Origin of the sequence: Anabaena sp. 4-3 (genome assembly GCF_001597745.1) — a bacterium.
Lineage (GTDB): Bacteria > Cyanobacteriota > Cyanobacteriia > Cyanobacteriales > Nostocaceae > Trichormus.
This window is the reverse complement of record NZ_LUHJ01000056.1, coordinates 84,942-100,499: the sequence shown is the minus strand read 5'-3', so window position 1 is coordinate 100,499 and position 15,558 is coordinate 84,942. Positions and strand designations below refer to the sequence as shown.

At 40.9% G+C, this 15,558-nt stretch carries 17 protein-coding genes and 1 pseudogene; 16 read left to right on the top strand and 2 right to left on the bottom strand.

Going from position 1 to position 15,558, the window contains the following annotated elements; all coding sequences use genetic code 11:
• The 3 genes and pseudogenes from A3775_RS25065 to A3775_RS15145 form a co-directional block, all read left to right on the top strand.
• Positions 1-426, top strand: a pseudogene (locus tag A3775_RS25065) (type I glyceraldehyde-3-phosphate dehydrogenase); the annotation flags it as partial.
• 205 nt (positions 427-631) lie between these two features.
• Positions 632-2,062 (top strand): pyruvate kinase, encoded by a 1,431-nt coding sequence (pyk, locus tag A3775_RS15150; protein WP_066425650.1) that lies wholly within the window; start codon positions 632-634, stop codon positions 2,060-2,062.
• A gap of 141 nt (positions 2,063-2,203) precedes the next feature.
• Positions 2,204-3,205, top strand: coding sequence for a transaldolase (locus A3775_RS15145; RefSeq protein ID WP_066384462.1), 1,002 nt, complete (start codon positions 2,204-2,206; stop codon positions 3,203-3,205).
• A 127-nt stretch (positions 3,206-3,332) separates the two neighbouring features.
• Here A3775_RS15145 and A3775_RS24310 read toward each other — a convergent pair whose 3' ends face one another.
• The gene (locus A3775_RS24310) at positions 3,333-3,713 is read right to left on the bottom strand and encodes a hypothetical protein (protein WP_156481648.1); all 381 of its coding nucleotides are present in this window, start codon (positions 3,711-3,713) and stop codon (positions 3,333-3,335) included.
• A 98-nt stretch (positions 3,714-3,811) separates the two neighbouring features.
• Between A3775_RS24310 and A3775_RS15140 the strand changes: the two genes are divergently transcribed.
• From A3775_RS15140 to A3775_RS15085, 12 genes are all read left to right on the top strand, one after another.
• A complete protein-coding gene (locus A3775_RS15140) occupies positions 3,812-5,029 on the top strand; it encodes an acetate kinase (RefSeq protein WP_066384413.1) in 1,218 nt (405 codons plus the stop codon).
• Positions 5,030-5,700: 671 nt separating this feature from the next.
• Positions 5,701-6,453, top strand: a complete 753-nt coding sequence (cysE, locus tag A3775_RS15135) for a serine O-acetyltransferase (protein WP_066384411.1) — start codon at positions 5,701-5,703, stop codon at positions 6,451-6,453.
• A 2-nt stretch (positions 6,454-6,455) separates the two neighbouring features.
• Entirely contained in the window at positions 6,456-6,710 is a 255-nt protein-coding gene (locus A3775_RS15130) for an Asr1405/Asl0597 family protein (RefSeq protein WP_066384409.1), read from the top strand.
• A 213-nt stretch (positions 6,711-6,923) separates the two neighbouring features.
• Positions 6,924-7,121, top strand: a complete 198-nt coding sequence (locus tag A3775_RS15125; protein WP_066384407.1) for a DUF2949 domain-containing protein — start codon at positions 6,924-6,926, stop codon at positions 7,119-7,121.
• 382 nt (positions 7,122-7,503) lie between these two features.
• Positions 7,504-8,637: a homocitrate synthase gene (gene nifV / locus A3775_RS15120; RefSeq protein WP_066384460.1), complete on the top strand. Its 1,134-nt coding sequence runs from the start codon at positions 7,504-7,506 to the stop codon at positions 8,635-8,637.
• Positions 8,624-8,911 carry a nitrogen fixation protein NifZ gene (locus A3775_RS15115; RefSeq protein WP_066384405.1) on the top strand — a complete coding sequence of 96 codons (288 nt, stop codon included), beginning with the start codon at positions 8,624-8,626 and terminating at the stop codon, positions 8,909-8,911. Before nifV ends, A3775_RS15115 begins: the two co-directional genes overlap by 14 nt.
• The gene (gene nifT / locus A3775_RS15110) at positions 8,886-9,089 is read left to right on the top strand and encodes a putative nitrogen fixation protein NifT (protein WP_066384404.1); all 204 of its coding nucleotides are present in this window, start codon (positions 8,886-8,888) and stop codon (positions 9,087-9,089) included. Before A3775_RS15115 ends, nifT begins: the two co-directional genes overlap by 26 nt.
• Before the next feature lie 109 nt (positions 9,090-9,198).
• Positions 9,199-9,771 carry a (2Fe-2S) ferredoxin domain-containing protein gene (locus A3775_RS15105; protein ID WP_066425648.1) on the top strand — a complete coding sequence of 191 codons (573 nt, stop codon included), beginning with the start codon at positions 9,199-9,201 and terminating at the stop codon, positions 9,769-9,771.
• 226 nt (positions 9,772-9,997) lie between these two features.
• Complete coding sequence (locus A3775_RS15100) at positions 9,998-11,680, top strand: NAD(P)H-quinone oxidoreductase subunit 4 (protein WP_066384400.1); 1,683 nt, start codon at positions 9,998-10,000, stop codon at positions 11,678-11,680.
• Positions 11,681-12,004: 324 nt separating this feature from the next.
• Positions 12,005-12,247: an AbrB/MazE/SpoVT family DNA-binding domain-containing protein gene (locus tag A3775_RS15095; RefSeq protein WP_066384397.1), complete on the top strand. Its 243-nt coding sequence runs from the start codon at positions 12,005-12,007 to the stop codon at positions 12,245-12,247.
• Entirely contained in the window at positions 12,244-12,588 is a 345-nt protein-coding gene (gene mazF, locus A3775_RS15090; RefSeq protein ID WP_231867019.1) for an endoribonuclease MazF, read from the top strand. The genes A3775_RS15095 and mazF overlap by 4 nt, the downstream gene beginning before the upstream one ends.
• Before the next feature lie 59 nt (positions 12,589-12,647).
• On the top strand, positions 12,648-13,655 hold the full coding sequence (locus A3775_RS15085; protein ID WP_156481647.1) for a site-specific DNA-methyltransferase: 1,008 nt from the start codon (positions 12,648-12,650) through the stop codon (positions 13,653-13,655).
• A 293-nt stretch (positions 13,656-13,948) separates the two neighbouring features.
• Here A3775_RS15085 and A3775_RS15080 read toward each other — a convergent pair whose 3' ends face one another.
• Complete coding sequence (locus A3775_RS15080; RefSeq protein WP_066425643.1) at positions 13,949-14,692, bottom strand: ScaI family restriction endonuclease; 744 nt, start codon at positions 14,690-14,692, stop codon at positions 13,949-13,951.
• A gap of 276 nt (positions 14,693-14,968) precedes the next feature.
• On the opposite strand from A3775_RS15080, the gene A3775_RS15075 reads away from it, so the two are divergent.
• Positions 14,969-15,544, top strand: coding sequence for a Uma2 family endonuclease (locus A3775_RS15075; RefSeq protein ID WP_066384391.1), 576 nt, complete (start codon positions 14,969-14,971; stop codon positions 15,542-15,544).
• Positions 15,545-15,558: the final 14 nt, after the last annotated feature.

Sequence of the window (15,558 nt, the reverse complement as noted above, 5' to 3'; positions counted from 1 at the left end):
CGTGGTGCAGCCCAAAATATTATTCCTTCTTCCACAGGTGCGGCGAAAGCAGTCGCACTGGTATTACCAGAGTTGAAGGGTAAATTAACTGGGATGGCTTTCCGCGTGCCTACCCCGGATGTTTCTGTAGTGGATTTAACCTTCAAAACTAACAAAGCCACCAGTTACAAAGAAATCTGTGCAGCGATGAAAGCTGCTGCTGAGGGTTCATTGGCAGGGGTTTTAGGTTACACAGATGAAGAAGTAGTGTCTACAGATTTTCAAAGCGATCGCCGCTCCAGTATTTTTGATGCGGGTGCTGGTATTGAATTAAACACCAACTTCTTCAAAGTGGTCGCTTGGTATGACAACGAGTGGGGCTACTCCAACCGTGTAGTTGACTTAATGTTGTCAATGGCACAGAAAGAACAATTGGCTGCGGTTTAAGAAGGGAAAGGGGAATAGGGAGTGGGGGAGATGAGGGAGTTATACCAATTCGCAATTCGCAATTCGCAATTCGTAATTAAGAAACTTAGATGAGGGAGATTTTTCCCCAAAAACTCTTTAATGCAAGAATTTTGAATTTTGAATTTTGAATTGATTTGTCCCCAATCCCCAATCCCTAATCCCCAGTCCCCATTCCCTCACATCTATGCGTCGAACAAAAATTATCTGTACTTTAGGGCCTGCTAGCTCTGCACCAGATAGACTGCAAGCGTTGGTAGCAGCCGGGATGAATGTGGCGCGGTTGAATTTTTCTCATGGGGCTTATGAGGTTCATGCCCAAACTGCTCAGGCTCTGAGACAAATTAGTGCTGACCAACAAAAGCCTGTAGCTTTGTTGCAAGATTTATGTGGGCCGAAAATCCGCTTAGGAACTTTACCACCGGAAGGGTTGACGGTGGAAGCTGGTGATGAAGTCACTTTTGTTTTAAAAGACAAGGGTGAGGATATCAATGAATTACCCTTACCTTTGCCGACTTTGTTCGCAATGGTACGACCGGGAGAGCCGATTTTAATTAATGATGGTCGGGTAAAGTTGATTGTGTGCGATCGCGATGCCGACCGCATCCGGGCAAAAGTAAAAATCGGTGGTTTAATTTCTACCCGCAAGGGGGTAAACCTGCCAGCAACTCGTCTACCCGTGAGTTCGATCACCGAAAAAGACTTGCAGGACTTACGCTTTGGGATGCAGTTGGGTGTTGATTGGGTGGCGGTTTCGTTTGTGCGATCGCCTCACGATTTAGAACCAGCCCAGCGTATGATTGAAGCTGCGGGCTTATCTATTCGCGTCATTGCCAAAATTGAACGCCCAGAAGCAGTTGAGCAAATTGACTCTATTATCGCCGCCGCCGACGCTATTATGATTGCCCGTGGTGATTTGGGGGTAGAAATGCCAATTCACGAAGTCCCCCTGATTCAAAAAGATATCATTCACCGTTGCAATCAGGCAGGTAAACCAGTGATTACCGCCACCCAAATGTTAGAGTCCATGATTAGCGCACCCGATCCCACCCGTGCAGAAGCTACAGACGTAGCTAACTCTATCCTCGATGGTACAGATGCGGTGATGCTGTCCGGGGAAACGGCTGTGGGAGAGTACCCCGTTGCGGCTGTGCAGATAATGCACAATATTGCTATAGAAACAGAAAAATCGTTGCAAGAGGCTAGTAAACACTCTTGGAGACATGAAGGCGGTAGTCTCAGCGTCACTGAATCTGTTGCCGAAGCTGTCTGTCGTATCGCCTACGAAACAGGCGCAAAGGCGATTTTATGTAACACCACATCAGGCAGTACAGCCAAACTTGTGTCTAAATACCGCCCCAGCACACCGATTTTTGCTTTAACTCCCGACGCAACCACCTATCATCAATTAGCCTTATCTTGGGGTGTCGAACCCTTACTAATCCCACCTGTTTATAATGCTGAAGAAATGTTTAAAAATTTGGTCAGCACCATCCTGAGAACAGGTTTTGTACATGAAGGGGATCAAGTAGTTATTACCTCTGGAGTGCCAATTGGTAAATCAGGAACAACTAGCTTAATTAAAGTGCATTCTATTGGACAGCCAATCGCCGCATAACACCTTAAAATTAGGCTGAGGCTTCAGTCAATGGGCAATAGTTAAGAAAAGTTGCCAAAATCAGAATTGTAAGGAATCAGAACGGGTGTGAAGAAGAGGGGAAGTGTAAATCCTAAATAAACGACCTTGATGGAGTATTTTATGTCTAAAAATTTACTAGAACAATTGCGGGCGATGACTGTGGTGGTGGCAGACACCGGTGATATTCAAGCCATTGAAAAGTTTAAACCCCAAGACGCAACCACTAATCCTTCCCTGATTACGGCAGCCGCTAAAATGCCAGAATATCAGGATATTGTTGACCAAACCTTACTGCAAGCGAAAAAAGACGCAGGTGCAGGTGCAAGCCAAAGTCAAATTGTGACTTTGGCTTTTGACCGTTTAGCGGTTTCCTTTGGTTTAAAGATTCTGCAAATTATCCCCGGTCGTGTGTCTACAGAAGTAGATGCCCGTTTATCCTACGATACTGAAGCGACAGTTACTAAAGCAAGAGAATTGATTGCTCAGTATAAAGCTGCTGGCATTTCTCCAGAACGTGTGTTAATTAAAATTGCTTCTACCTGGGAAGGTATCAAAGCCGCAGAAATTCTGGAAAAAGAAGGAATTCACTGTAACTTAACTCTACTATTTGGTTTACATCAGGCGATCGCTTGCGCCGAAGCTGGTGTCACCCTGATTTCCCCCTTCGTGGGACGTATCCTCGACTGGTACAAAAAAGAAACCGGCAGAGATAGCTACCCCTCTGCGGAAGACCCTGGTGTATTATCTGTCACCACAATCTACAACTATTACAAAAAATTCGGTTATAAAACCGAAGTTATGGGCGCAAGCTTCCGTAACATCGGCGAAATCACCGAATTGGCAGGTTGTGATTTGTTGACCATTTCCCCAGCTTTGTTGGGTGAATTACAAGCCACCATTGGCGACTTACCCCGCAAACTCGACCCCGCAAAAGCAGCTACTTCAGATATTCAAAAAATATCTATTGATAAAGCTACCTTCGACAAAATGCACGTTGCTGACCGCATGGCCTATGACAAACTAGACGAAGGTATCAAAGGCTTTACCGCCGCACTAGAAGACCTAGAAAAACTACTAGCACAAAGACTGTCTCACCTAGAAGATACAGTAGCTAGCCGTTAGGGTTTGTAGTGAGCGGCTCTAGCCCTCCAATTCTCCAGCAATTTTCATGCTGACAACAAAAAAAGTCAAAAGTAAAAAGAAAAAATCTTTTAACTTTTGACTTTTAACGTTGAAAGTTTGACTTGGTTTAATAATGCCGCCAATCATAGATTAATCGTCCATGAGCATCACGGACTCGCTGCCATCGTCCACGACGATAGTATTGTCCACGATAATAACTGCGTTGATAACGCCCTGTTCCCCTGTAGTGTCTTCTATGATGTCGATGCTGCCGTCTACGATGGTGATAGCGTCGTCTATTTCTGTGATTAGCTAGTAAAAGTTCTTCGCTGGTTTCTTCTTTTGCTAAATTTGTATCTGACTCTGCACTTTGCTCAGTCAGCTTAGTATTCAGCCCATTTTCTACCAAATTCCTAGTCCCTATATCCTTAGCTTCTGCTATAGCCGACGGATAGATGAAGGCTATTAACAAGAACACAATTGAGGATAGCTGCTTGAAACGTTTCACGTCTTTGCTTTTCCCTGACTATCGGTAATAAGTTTTAAATACTCGAAATTGAGAAAACAGAGAGTTTATCGTTCACAAACATCAAATCTTAAAAAGTAATGAAAGTATTAGTTTTGAATGCTGGTTCTAGCAGCCAAAAAAGTTGTCTGTATGAAATCCCTGATGATGCTATTCCAAATCAACCACCCCAACCCCTCTGGGAAGGTAAGGTTAACTGGACTCAAGACAGGGGTGTGGCAGAAATTGAGGTGAAAACCGCCACGGGTGAAAAGCTGCACGAATCTATTTATGGCGATTCTCGTCAGGCGCACGTTGCCTATATGCTCTATACTCTCAGCCGGGGTACTACTAAGGTATTAGGTGAATTATCAGAAATCAATGTGGTGGGACATCGGGTGGTTCATGGTGGGCAAAGTTACCGCACACCTGTAATAATTACAGAGGAAGTTAAACAGGCGATCGCCAGTCTTTCTAATCTCGCTCCAGCCCATAATCCCGCCGCTTTGGAAGGTATTGCCGCTATCGAATACAGTTTGGGCAATGTCCCCCAAGTGGCAGTTTTTGATACTGGTTTTCATGCCACTCTCCCCGATGCCGCCGCTATCTATCCCGGCCCCTATGAATGGGTAGAACAAGGTATCCGCCGTTATGGTTTTCATGGTATCAGTCATCAATACTGTTCTACTCGTGCGGCGCAAATCCTCGGACGTGATTTAGCATCTATGCGAATCATTAGCTGTCATCTTGGTAATGGTTGTTCTCTCGCAGCTATCAAAAATGGACGCAGTATTGATACAACAATGGGTTTCACACCTCTAGATGGGTTGATGATGGGTAGCCGTTGCGGTTCTTTAGATCCGGGGATTATTGTTTACCTGATGCGACAATATGATTACTCGGCTGAAAGACTAGATTATGTATTCAATAAAGCTTCAGGATTACGAGGAATTTCGGGCGTATCCAGCGATTTACCCCAGGTAATGGCAGCTATTACCCAAGGAAACTATCGCGCTCAACTGGCTTGGGATATCTTTGTGCATCGTTTAAAGGCTGGGGTGGGTTCGATGTTGGCGAATTTAGGCGGTTTAGATGTGTTGATATTTACCGCAGGTATCGGAGAAAAATCCGCCGGAATTCGTCAAGCTGTTTGTGAAGCTTTTGGGTTTTTAGGGTTAAAAATTGATCAGGAGAAAAATCAAAATCAACCTGTGGATGAGGATATAGCCACTCCTGATTCTACAGTGCGGGTGTTAGTTATTCATACTCAAGAAGATTGGGCGATCGCTCAACAATGTTGGCATTTGTTACAGCGATGATTTTGTCGTCATTAGTTATTAGTCATTAGTCATTAGTAGTAACGCATCATGATTACGGCTGTGGTGCGTTATAACAATTCTCTATGACGTTGCACCAAATAACTAAATAAATGATGTAGAGACGTTGTATGCAACGTCTCTACAATGCTTTTTTATGGCGAAAACAAACTTAATACAGCAGATTTGGGGTAAATGAGGTACAAATTTTAGGAACAAAACTTAATGCTAAGAGACTTTCAAACCTGTTCCCTGTTCCCTGCTGTAAATTGGTTGAATGCGTGTCAAAACCATAAAATACTAATCGTAATTAGGGATACAGAAATTTAACTTGTAGTCCTGTCTACTTGCCATTTCCGAGCAAATGAGTACAGCTTAATATATCGTAAAATAATTTGATAAAATCTTTGTAAATGCTTACAGGCAAAGCATTTGATGGTGAGTACACAAATTCTGAAACCCCTACCCAAAAAATGCTAGTACCCCTACCCTGAAATACTAGCACCCCTAACCCAAAACAAATTTTTCAGGTTGTAAAAATCTGGGTTGAAAGTAGTTGAGTACAACCTTAATCAATCCAATAAATCCAATCGAGACATAGTGTACTGTCCTGTTGGGAGTCACCTGATATAAGCATAAAAATAGCACACGGCTCTTTTAACCAGACAGTACCGATGCAACAGTCCTTAGACAGTATCGAGAATCCCCCAGATTCTACAAATACATCCCTGCTGAAAAATCTACTCTCTGGCAATTTCTTAGAGCCATTGTTGAGTGATTTTCAGATTATTTTTGAACGTGATCCTGCGGCGCGCAATTGGCTAGAGGTGGTGTTGTGCTATCCCGGATTGCACGCTATCAGTTTACATCGTCTCGCCCATTGGTTACACCGTCGCGGAGTGGTTTTCTTTCCCCGGTTCATTTCTCATCTGGCTCGATTTTTAACTGGGATCGAGATTCATCCAGGTGCAAAGATAGGTAAAGGGGTATTTATCGACCACGGTATGGGTGTTGTGATTGGCGAAACTGCCATTGTGGGAGACTACACCCTGATTTATCAAGGTGTGACTTTAGGCGGTACTGGTAAGGAAAGCGGTAAACGCCATCCTACAGTGGGTAAAAACGTGGTGTTAGGCACGGGAGCTAAGGTTTTAGGCAATATTCACCTTGGCGATCGCGTTCGGGTGGGTGCTGGTTCGGTTGTCTTGCGTGATGTTCCTCCAGATTGCACAGTTGTCGGAATTCCCGGACGGATTATCACCCGCAAAGAAAAAAATAATTTATCCCCCCTAGAACACGGCAAATTACCTGATGTGGAAGCTAATGTTATTCGCTCCCTGGTGACTCGCATTGAGCAACTGGAACACAAACTGCAAACCCTCTCCAGTCAACCTCAAGCCCAAGAACTGTTGACTAAAGATAAGTAATTATGCTATCACCTGATAGTTCTGACGGTTTCGCCGATCAAGTTTTGCAGATACCTCTGGGCGATCGCTGGCAAATTTATCACCGCTTGCAAGAGTTGATGATTCCCTGTTCCTGTCCCCCTGATGGCTCTTTACGGGTACAGATTAATACCTGGCTAGCTGCAATTTTAGTTCGTAGTACAGTCATGCAATTTCTCGCTCCTCGCCATCAATTAGTAGACTGGTTAGAATCTTGCTGGCATTGCAACCATTACTAGAGCAGTTTTCTCACTTTCTCCATTCCGTAGTATCTCAGGACTGAATTTTGATTGCAACTATTAAGCTCTGTTTTTTAGTTGCAGTTTAGTTATCCTCCGACAACATCTTAATTATTGTCCTGTAAATATTGATGTTCTAGAATAAGAAATTTCTAAAATTCGAGAAATTTCCTTTTTTCCTGATTTTCTAAAGAATTAATTAAATAGCTGATGATGAACACTCAAAAAAATGATATGGAATTGCTAGATTTTTTACATACTGAGCTTGCGCTGTCTGATGAAGATATTGGTGTAGCTCTCAAACATCGACAGTTTGACCATGGCCCTTTACCCATGTTGCTTTGGCAGTATGGCTTAGTTAATTTAGAACAACTAGAAAAAATTTTAGATTGGTTATATAACAATAGTTAGTAGATAGTTTTTTGTAATTTCTTGATACTTAGTAAATCATAAAACCAAATATTAACGCATAATAACCTGTATTAAGAAAACAATATTTCTCAATTTGCTAACAAAATTATTTGATGCTTTTTCTGCTAATGTTTATGTTTGCATTGGCAGATTTTTAGTTAATAAACAAGCGTAAACTTTGCAAATATATTCTTAAATTATACATAGTTTTGGTTCTCTGCCATACAGATATGTAGTTTATGTTTAGCTAATATTTAGAAATGATGAAGATGAATTATTAAAGGTGAGAATTTAAAGCATTTACCAATATCAGGAAGTGCAGAAAAATTGACTATCACCGCAAAAAGCATATTAAGAAAAATTGCTAAGAGGGATGTTTGAGATGAAGAAAATTCTCATTAATGACACTACATTACGTGATGGTGAACAAGCGGCGGGTGTGGCGTTTAGTTTAGAAGAAAAAGTAGCGATCGCCAAATTTCTCGATAGCATCGGCGTTCCTGAATTAGAAGTAGGGATTCCGGCGATGGGTGAGGAAGAAATGCGAGCGATTTCAGCCATTTCTAACTTAGGTTTACGTGCAGAACTTCTAGCTTGGAATCGCGCCGTCATCTCAGATATTAAAGCTTCTATTGCTTGTGGAATGAAGCGAGTGCATATTGCGATACCTGTGTCGGGTATCCAAATCGCTGCGAAATTTCACGGACAATGGCGGGTAAGTCTGCAAAAACTTAAAGATTGTATCAGCTTTGCAGTTGATCAAGGTCTTTGGGTAGCAGTCGGGGGGGAAGATTCCTCCAGGGCTGATGAAAGCTTCCTGTTGGATGTCGCACTGTCAGCCCAAGAGTGGGGTGCATCACGCTTTCGCTTTTGCGATACCGTAGGAGTTCTTGATCCTTTCACCACCTACGGCGAAATTAAGCAACTGGTTTCTGTCTTATCGATTCCGGTAGAAATTCATACCCATAATGATTTCGGTATGGCGACAGCTAACGCTTTAGCGGGAATTAAAGCTGGAGCGACATCTGTCAATACTACAGTCATTGGTATGGGTGAAAGAGCAGGTAACGCCGCTTTAGAAGAAGTGGTTATGGCCATCAAACGCATATATGGCGTAGATATGGGTATTGATACACCTCGGTTGTTGGAATTGTCACAACTGGTAGCGGCTGCCTCTGGTGCTAATGTACCACCTTGGAAGGCGATCGTTGGTGAAAATACCTTTGCTCACGAGTCAGGAATTCATGCTCATGGAGTTATGCAAAACCCTGACACCTACGAACCCTTTGCACCGGAAGAAGTCGGTTGGGAACGCCGCTTAGTTGTAGGTAAACATTCTGGACGACATTTGGTAACTAGCTTACTACAGCAACATGGTATTTTCTTAAACCCAGAAGAAACCCAGTCTGTTTTAGATGCTGTGCGCCAACAGTCTGTCAAGAAAAAACGCAGTTTAACTACAGAAGAACTGCTGAACTTGGTAAAAGAACAGAGGTATTCTCATGCAACGCGATGAATACGAATTAGATTCTGAACCAGTGTTTGAACTGGGAGAAAAAGTCAGACTTCGCAAACTGATTAAGAATGATGGCACATTTCCAGGGAGAGAAATCGGAGAAGTTTTAGCAAAGAAAGGAGAAATTGGCTACGTCTCCAGTATAGGAACTTTTTTACAGCGTTCCTATATTTATGCTGTGCATTTCTTGGAAAAAGGAATCATTGTTGGTTGTCGCGAAAAAGAATTAGAATCTGCTGAGGAAAATTATGAAAGTGATGTTACGGATGAATGATGCTGGCAATTTAACAGTTTATGTTGCCAAAAAAGATTTAGAGGAAGTAGTAGTTAAGCAAACAGATGGGGCTGAAGGTAAAATTTTAACTTTAGCTAACGGTTGGGAATTAGAATTTAGGGAAATCCCAGATGCCAGTAATTTACCTAAAACCGTAGAAGCTAAACGACTTGCTTAAAATCTAGCAATTAATTTTGAGATTGGATTTTGGATTGGAATCTCATCGAAAATCCAAAATTCCTAATCTTCCTTACTCCCCATTCCCTACTCCCTTTTTTACGGTTAACATGGGTGACAAATATTTGACGTTATCAGAGTTTAATCTTGAGGGTGATTTCTTAGGTTTTCTGGGTAAGAAACCGAGAAAAAATCAATATCTCAGCTTGGGAATACCTTCTGGAAATGTGTTAATTAAACTACCTAAAAAGTTGCGCGTTGCTTTGCGTTCATCTTTAGAAATCGGTGAACCAATTAATATTTATGGAATTAGTAAGTTAAACCGCTATAAAGGTACAATTAAGCTGAAAGCGCAGCAGGTGATCAAAATTAGCGATCGCGCAATTTTCCATGCAGATGAATCAGCGCAAACACCAGCCAAGATTATGGTGTGTCAAAAATCCGGTTGCATGAAACGGGGCGGTAAAGGTTTACTGTCGGAATTAGAACAAACTTTGTGCGATCGCGGTTTACTCGATAAAGTCACCATAGAACACACCAACTGTCAAAAACGCTGTAGCAGTGCGCCTAACTGTATTTTAATGCTAGGTAAGAAAAAGTATAAGAAAAATTGCCCGCAAGCGATCGCCTCCCTGTTAGAACAATACCTAACTGCTGAACACACTTGCCACCAACAGGAATAAACATTTTAGTAGAGTGCGTCAGAGTCGAAAATCTGTTAATTCCACGAAATCATGGGTTTTGACGCACCTACAAGCGACTGCATTGTGAAATCTCTACTATGGTCATTGAAGCAAGGTGATGCAATAAGTTGCATCTATAGTCAGGTATCACAAATATTTATTTGGATAAGTTTACAAAGTTTAATAGAATAGACTTATTCACAAATAAGTATATTTGCTCAATACTATGATAGCTGATGGATTTCCTTGGCTAACCGCGATTATTCTACTGCCACTCGTTGCTTCCTTTCTCATTCCCCTGCTGCCAGATAAGGAAGGTAAGCTGGTGCGATGGTATGCCCTGGGTGTAGGAATCGCGGACTTTGCCTTGATGTGCTACACCTTTTGGCAGCATTACGATGCTAGCAGTGCAACTTTTCAACTCGTGGAGAAATACGCCTGGATACCTCAGTTGGGTTTTAGCTGGGCTGTTTCCGTCGATGGGATATCCGCGCCGCTTGTGCTGCTGGCTGGATTTGTCACTACCTTCGCGATGTTTGCAGCTTGGCAAGTTAACCTCAAACCACGCCTGTTTTATTTCTTGATGCTGGTGCTGTATTCTGCACAAATTGGCGTGTTTGTCGCTCAAGACTTGCTGCTATTCTTCATTATGTGGGAACTGGAACTGGTTCCTGTATATCTTCTAGTATCTATTTGGGGCGGCCCCAAACGCCGTTATGCTGCCACAAAATTTTTACTTTACACCGCAGCAGCTTCCATTTTTATTCTCGTAGCTGGGCTAGCAATGGCTCTCTACGGAGACAATACCACCTTTGATATTGTAGAACTAGGGGCTAAGAATTACCCCCTCGCTTTAGAATTAGCACTTTACGCTGGATTATTAATTGCTTTTGGTGTCAAACTAGCGATTTTCCCCTTACATACTTGGTTGCCTGATGCCCACGGTGAAGCCTCTGCACCTGTATCAATGATTTTGGCGGGTGTATTGCTAAAAATGGGTGGTTATGGACTAATTCGCCTAAATTTAGAATTACTTTCTGATGCCCATATTTATTTTGCGCCTGTCTTAGCAACCTTGGGTGTAATCAATATTATTTATGGTGCGTTAAACTCCTTCGCCCAAACCCACATGAAACGCCGCCTCGCCTATTCCTCTGTGTCTCACATGGGATTTGTGCTGTTAGGTATCGCTTCCTTTACCGATGTCGGTGTCAGTGGTGCAATGCTGCAAATGCTGTCTCACGGTTTAATTGCGGCTGTATTGTTCTTCTTGGCTGGTGTAACTTATGACCGCACCCACACAATGGCTATGGATAGTTTAGGCGGTATTGGGCAAGCCATGCCTAAAGTATTTGCCTTGTTCACTGCTGGTGCAATGGCTTCCTTAGCACTCCCTGGCATGAGTGGGTTTGTCAGCGAACTTCAGGTATTTGTCGGTATTACCACCAGCGACATTTACAGTTCAACTTTCTGTACTGTGATGGTATTCCTCGCCGCCGTGGGAGTTATTCTCACACCGATTTATTTGCTGTCGATGATGAGACAGGTATTTTACGGTACTGGTGCAGAATTATCTTGCAACATTAATAATGCGGCTTACCAAAACCAAGAAGACGAAGGTACAGCTTGCTTTGGTACAGACTGTCTATTACCTAGCCAAGCAGTGTATAAAGATGCTACGCCGAGAGAAGTGTTTATTGCCGCTTGCTTCTTGGTATTGATTATTGGTGTGGGTGTTTATCCTAAGATAGCTACTCAGATGTACGATGTGAAAACTGTAGCTGTTAATACGCAGGTGCGGGAATCCTATACTCAAATCGCTGAAGCAAATCCCCGGATATACGCTAAAGGTTTCTTCTCACCCCAAATCAGCGAACCCGAAATTATGGCAGTTTCGGGAATTAAGTAAATTTTCCTCTGGATAATATGAAGCGATCGCTTCCCATCAGGCGATCGCTTTTTTCTTGGTTCTCAAATCAGTGAGAAGCAAAATAATTGAACGCAGATGCACGCAGATATAGCTTGCTTCTCTTACGATGGCGTAAGCCTACCCGTAGGGTACGCAGATAAATCTGTATTCTATCCGGCTTGCAAACCGCTATATATAGTATTAACAGTCGTTTGGCTGAAAAATTCTCCTAATATAATTGCTCCCAATAGTTGCTAAATTTTTACAAAATTACTACAATGTAGATACTAAGTATATACATAATGGATATAGAAGTATAAGCCTATGGCTGCGACTGTTGCTAAGTGGGGAAATAGTCTTGCAATTCGGATTCCCCAGCATTTAGCGAAAGAGATTCATTTAACCGAAGGGGTAGAAGTAGAGATTGCTGTCATAGATGGTAGTCTAGTAATTAAACCCAAAACCCGCAAGCGATACTCACTTAATGAACTAATTGATGCCATTACACCAGAGAATGTTCATGGTGAGATTGATAGTGGAATAGCTGTGGGGAATGAAGTTTGGTGACACCAGAGAATTACTATATTCCCAGTCGGGGAGATATCGTCTACTTAGATTTTGACCCGACAAAAGGACATGAACAACAGGGATATAGACCTGCTTTTGTGATTTCGCCGCGCAGGTACAATGAGAAAAGTTCCTTGGCTTTATTTATGCCTATCACAAAGCAGCAAAAAGGATATCCTTTTGAAGTTATTTTACCGTCTGATTTGAAAATTCGCGGTGTGATTCTTGCGGATCAAATCAAGTGTTTAGACTGGAAAATTCTTGGTGTTCAATTTGTTGAGTCTGTCCCAGAAAGTGTCATTGAAGAAGTGCAAGCAAAAATTGAGCCATTACTTCTATAGGAATTAGGCTATTTAGTGATAATATTTATATAGCAAATAAATACAAATAAAAATAAGATATGAAAGTATCAATTACAGAAGACAAAGAAAGAAAAATAGCGAGTAAAGAACACAATACTTATGTGGCTGAGGGTATTGAGCAGCATAAAATAACTCAAATAGCACCACCTTCATTACTAAAGCCTTTTTCTAGTAATTTAAAGTGCCAATTACTCAGTCACCAACAAGTCATAGAAGCACAACTATACAAACTAATAGGTAAACCTTTCTATTCTGATGAGGGATTTATTCTCTATCAGGGTGACTCAAGTAATTTTCTACAAAAAATAGATTCTAATTATATCAAAGTTGACTTAACAGTTACATCTCCACCCTATAACATTGGGAAAGAATATGAAACACCAATGTCTGTTGAGGAATACATTGAATGGTGTTCTCAATGGATACATCAAATTCATAGAATTACAAAACCTAATGGTGCATTTTGGCTAAATATTGGATATCTAGAAGTACCCAATAAAGGTTTATGCGTACCCATCCCCTATTTATTATGGGACAAATCACCTTTCTATTTACTCCAAGAAGTCGTGTGGCAATATGGCGCAGGTGTATCAACAAAATACCGTCTAAGTCCACGCAATGAAAAATGGTTGTTTTATATCAAGAATGCTCAGGAATATACATTTAATCTAGACGATATACGTGACCCTAATGTTAAATATCCCAATCAAAAGAAAAATGGTAAATACCGCTGTAACCCATTAGGTAAAAATCCGTCTGATGTTTGGGAATTTCCCAAGGTGACTACAGGGACAAAAAGAAGTTCAAAAGAGCGCACCGGACATCCATCTCAGTTCCCTTTAGGTATTGTAGAGAGAGTTATTAGAGCTTCATCGAATCAATTAGAGCTTGTACTTGACCCCTTTGCTGGTTCTTGCTCTACTGGTATAGCATCAGTAGGACTGGGGCGTATATTTTTAGGTTTTGAAATCAGACCTGACTATTGTGAAATGGCAGTCAGTAGATTTGAAGAATTTAAACGTCAAAGAGCTAATAACTATCAATAATAGATATTATAGGATTCTTTTAAATATATTGAATCAGGTGATTGAAAGTGGTTAAGTATAAGTTTTATTTTCAAACTTATTAGTGTAAATTTGACAAAAAAAACAAGAATATAGACTCAAACCAAAAATTTTGACTATCAGTACAAAAGTTAAGGTAAATTATTTTACATTTTGCACCAGTTGCTTTATTGCAATTAAACTCAGGCGATGCACAGCTAAAAATTCGCTCAAACTCTTATTTGTCCGTTTGGGGCAGTGCATCGCCCTACGCTTATTGAGAATGGTGCAAGATATCAGTTATACTCATCTAATTTATTTTTAAATTTTAAAATGGTTTTATTATCTCCTTGATAATTCTTTAAATCTTGAATAGTTAACACACTTTCTTGCTGAAAAACCTCTAAAGTTTTTGAACCGACACCATTCAAAATACCAACAGGAGCATTTAGTTGATAATCTCCTGGAATCTTTAGTAATTTGTATTTATAAACTTTTGTATCTAGACCGGATGCTTGTCCTGTTTGGGATTTCTGAGCCTTCCAATCAGAATGATCAATCCATCCAAACCTAATCAGGTTAAGAGACTGTTTATAAAAATTTACAGTAATATAATATCCAGATTTTTCTTTTTTCTCCAATTCAATATTCTCTACATTCTGTCCATAACTTCTATTACCAAATATTTTATTTCCCATCTGTCCTGAGCTTTTTATTTCAATAGAATATAAATTATCTGGAATATAAACAAGATCTTTCTCTTCTTTACTTTTACCACCCCGCCAAAGTTGAGGGTGTCTTATCTGAAGCTCCTTAGCAAACAATTTTTCAAAAAAATAACCTACGATAGTCGCAGGAATATCCAGATCAGAAAGATTTATTGCAAGGTTGTCTTCGCCAATAGTTGTAGACCAGAGAGTTTTCCAACATTTGAGCGCAACATCCTTAATAGTCTCAAAATCTAAAGGGTGAGCTTCTACCAATTCTTGAGTTTTCATCAACCATTCTTCTTCCGGTAAACCTTGATAAGGGGAAGGCATCTAATCAACTCCTGTAGTTAGATTACTAAGTGAAACGCCCAAAGCTTTTGCTAATTTAACATGATGATCAGTTAGTAGGGTGTGTCAGTACGAATAATTTCTTGTCATGTCGAGGGTTTCTCTGACTGACGCACCCTACATATTAGATATTTTTTCTTTGCAAGTCTCTAAGCGCGATAAGCATACCCCTACGGGGAAGCAAGCTACGCAAACGGCGATCGCAATCTCTTCTCTGTTGATATAAAATCAAAATAACCCTGACTTCCCATAAATGTTATGAGTCTCACTACTACTAAACGTTTTACTGTAGATGAATATCACCGTTTGGGAGAACTCGGCTTTTTTGCAGAGAATGAACGAGTTGAACTAATCAAGGGTGAAATATTTGAAATTGTAGCAAAAGGTAAACCCCACTCTGTTTGTCTTACTCGCTTGTATCGAGAGTTATTCAAACTGATGGGAGAACAAGCTACTCTCAGAGGACAAGAACCGATTATTATCTCTGACAACAGCGCACCAGAACCAGATATGGTTATCGCTAAAAATACGCTTGATGATTATCTGGCAAATCATCCTCAGCCATTGGATATATTACTATTAATTGAAATTGCCGATTCTTCTTTGAAATATGACCAAGAAATAAAATTACCTGTCTATGCAGAAGCAGGTATTTCTGATTATTGGATATTTAATTTATTAGATAATTGTCTGGAATGTTACAGCGAACCTTATCATGATTTAAAAGGTAATTTTGGCTATCGGCGTAAGTTAGTTTTTCTAGCAAATGAGTCAGTTAATTTGCCATGTTTTCCTAGTTTAGTTTTGGATTTGTCTAAGGTATTTCCTGGTTAGATGATGTTTGACAA

Coding starts and splice junctions, on each gene's coding strand:
- A3775_RS15125 (WP_066384407.1), top strand. CDS start 6,924: ATGAACACTCAAAAAAATGATATGGAATTGCTAGATTTTTTACATACT.
- nifV (WP_066384460.1), top strand. CDS start 7,504: ATGAAGAAAATTCTCATTAATGACACTACATTACGTGATGGTGAACAA.
- A3775_RS15145 (WP_066384462.1), top strand. CDS start 2,204: ATGTCTAAAAATTTACTAGAACAATTGCGGGCGATGACTGTGGTGGTG.
- A3775_RS15115 (WP_066384405.1), top strand. CDS start 8,624: ATGCAACGCGATGAATACGAATTAGATTCTGAACCAGTGTTTGAACTG.
- A3775_RS15085 (WP_156481647.1), top strand. CDS start 12,648: ATGAAAGTATCAATTACAGAAGACAAAGAAAGAAAAATAGCGAGTAAA.
- A3775_RS15095 (WP_066384397.1), top strand. CDS start 12,005: ATGGCTGCGACTGTTGCTAAGTGGGGAAATAGTCTTGCAATTCGGATT.
- pyk (WP_066425650.1), top strand. CDS start 632: ATGCGTCGAACAAAAATTATCTGTACTTTAGGGCCTGCTAGCTCTGCA.
- A3775_RS15080 (WP_066425643.1), bottom strand. CDS start 14,692: ATGCCTTCCCCTTATCAAGGTTTACCGGAAGAAGAATGGTTGATGAAA.
- A3775_RS15130 (WP_066384409.1), top strand. CDS start 6,456: ATGCTATCACCTGATAGTTCTGACGGTTTCGCCGATCAAGTTTTGCAG.
- cysE (WP_066384411.1), top strand. CDS start 5,701: ATGCAACAGTCCTTAGACAGTATCGAGAATCCCCCAGATTCTACAAAT.
- A3775_RS15140 (WP_066384413.1), top strand. CDS start 3,812: ATGAAAGTATTAGTTTTGAATGCTGGTTCTAGCAGCCAAAAAAGTTGT.
- A3775_RS15105 (WP_066425648.1), top strand. CDS start 9,199: ATGGGTGACAAATATTTGACGTTATCAGAGTTTAATCTTGAGGGTGAT.
- nifT (WP_066384404.1), top strand. CDS start 8,886: ATGAAAGTGATGTTACGGATGAATGATGCTGGCAATTTAACAGTTTAT.
- A3775_RS15100 (WP_066384400.1), top strand. CDS start 9,998: ATGATAGCTGATGGATTTCCTTGGCTAACCGCGATTATTCTACTGCCA.
- A3775_RS15075 (WP_066384391.1), top strand. CDS start 14,969: ATGAGTCTCACTACTACTAAACGTTTTACTGTAGATGAATATCACCGT.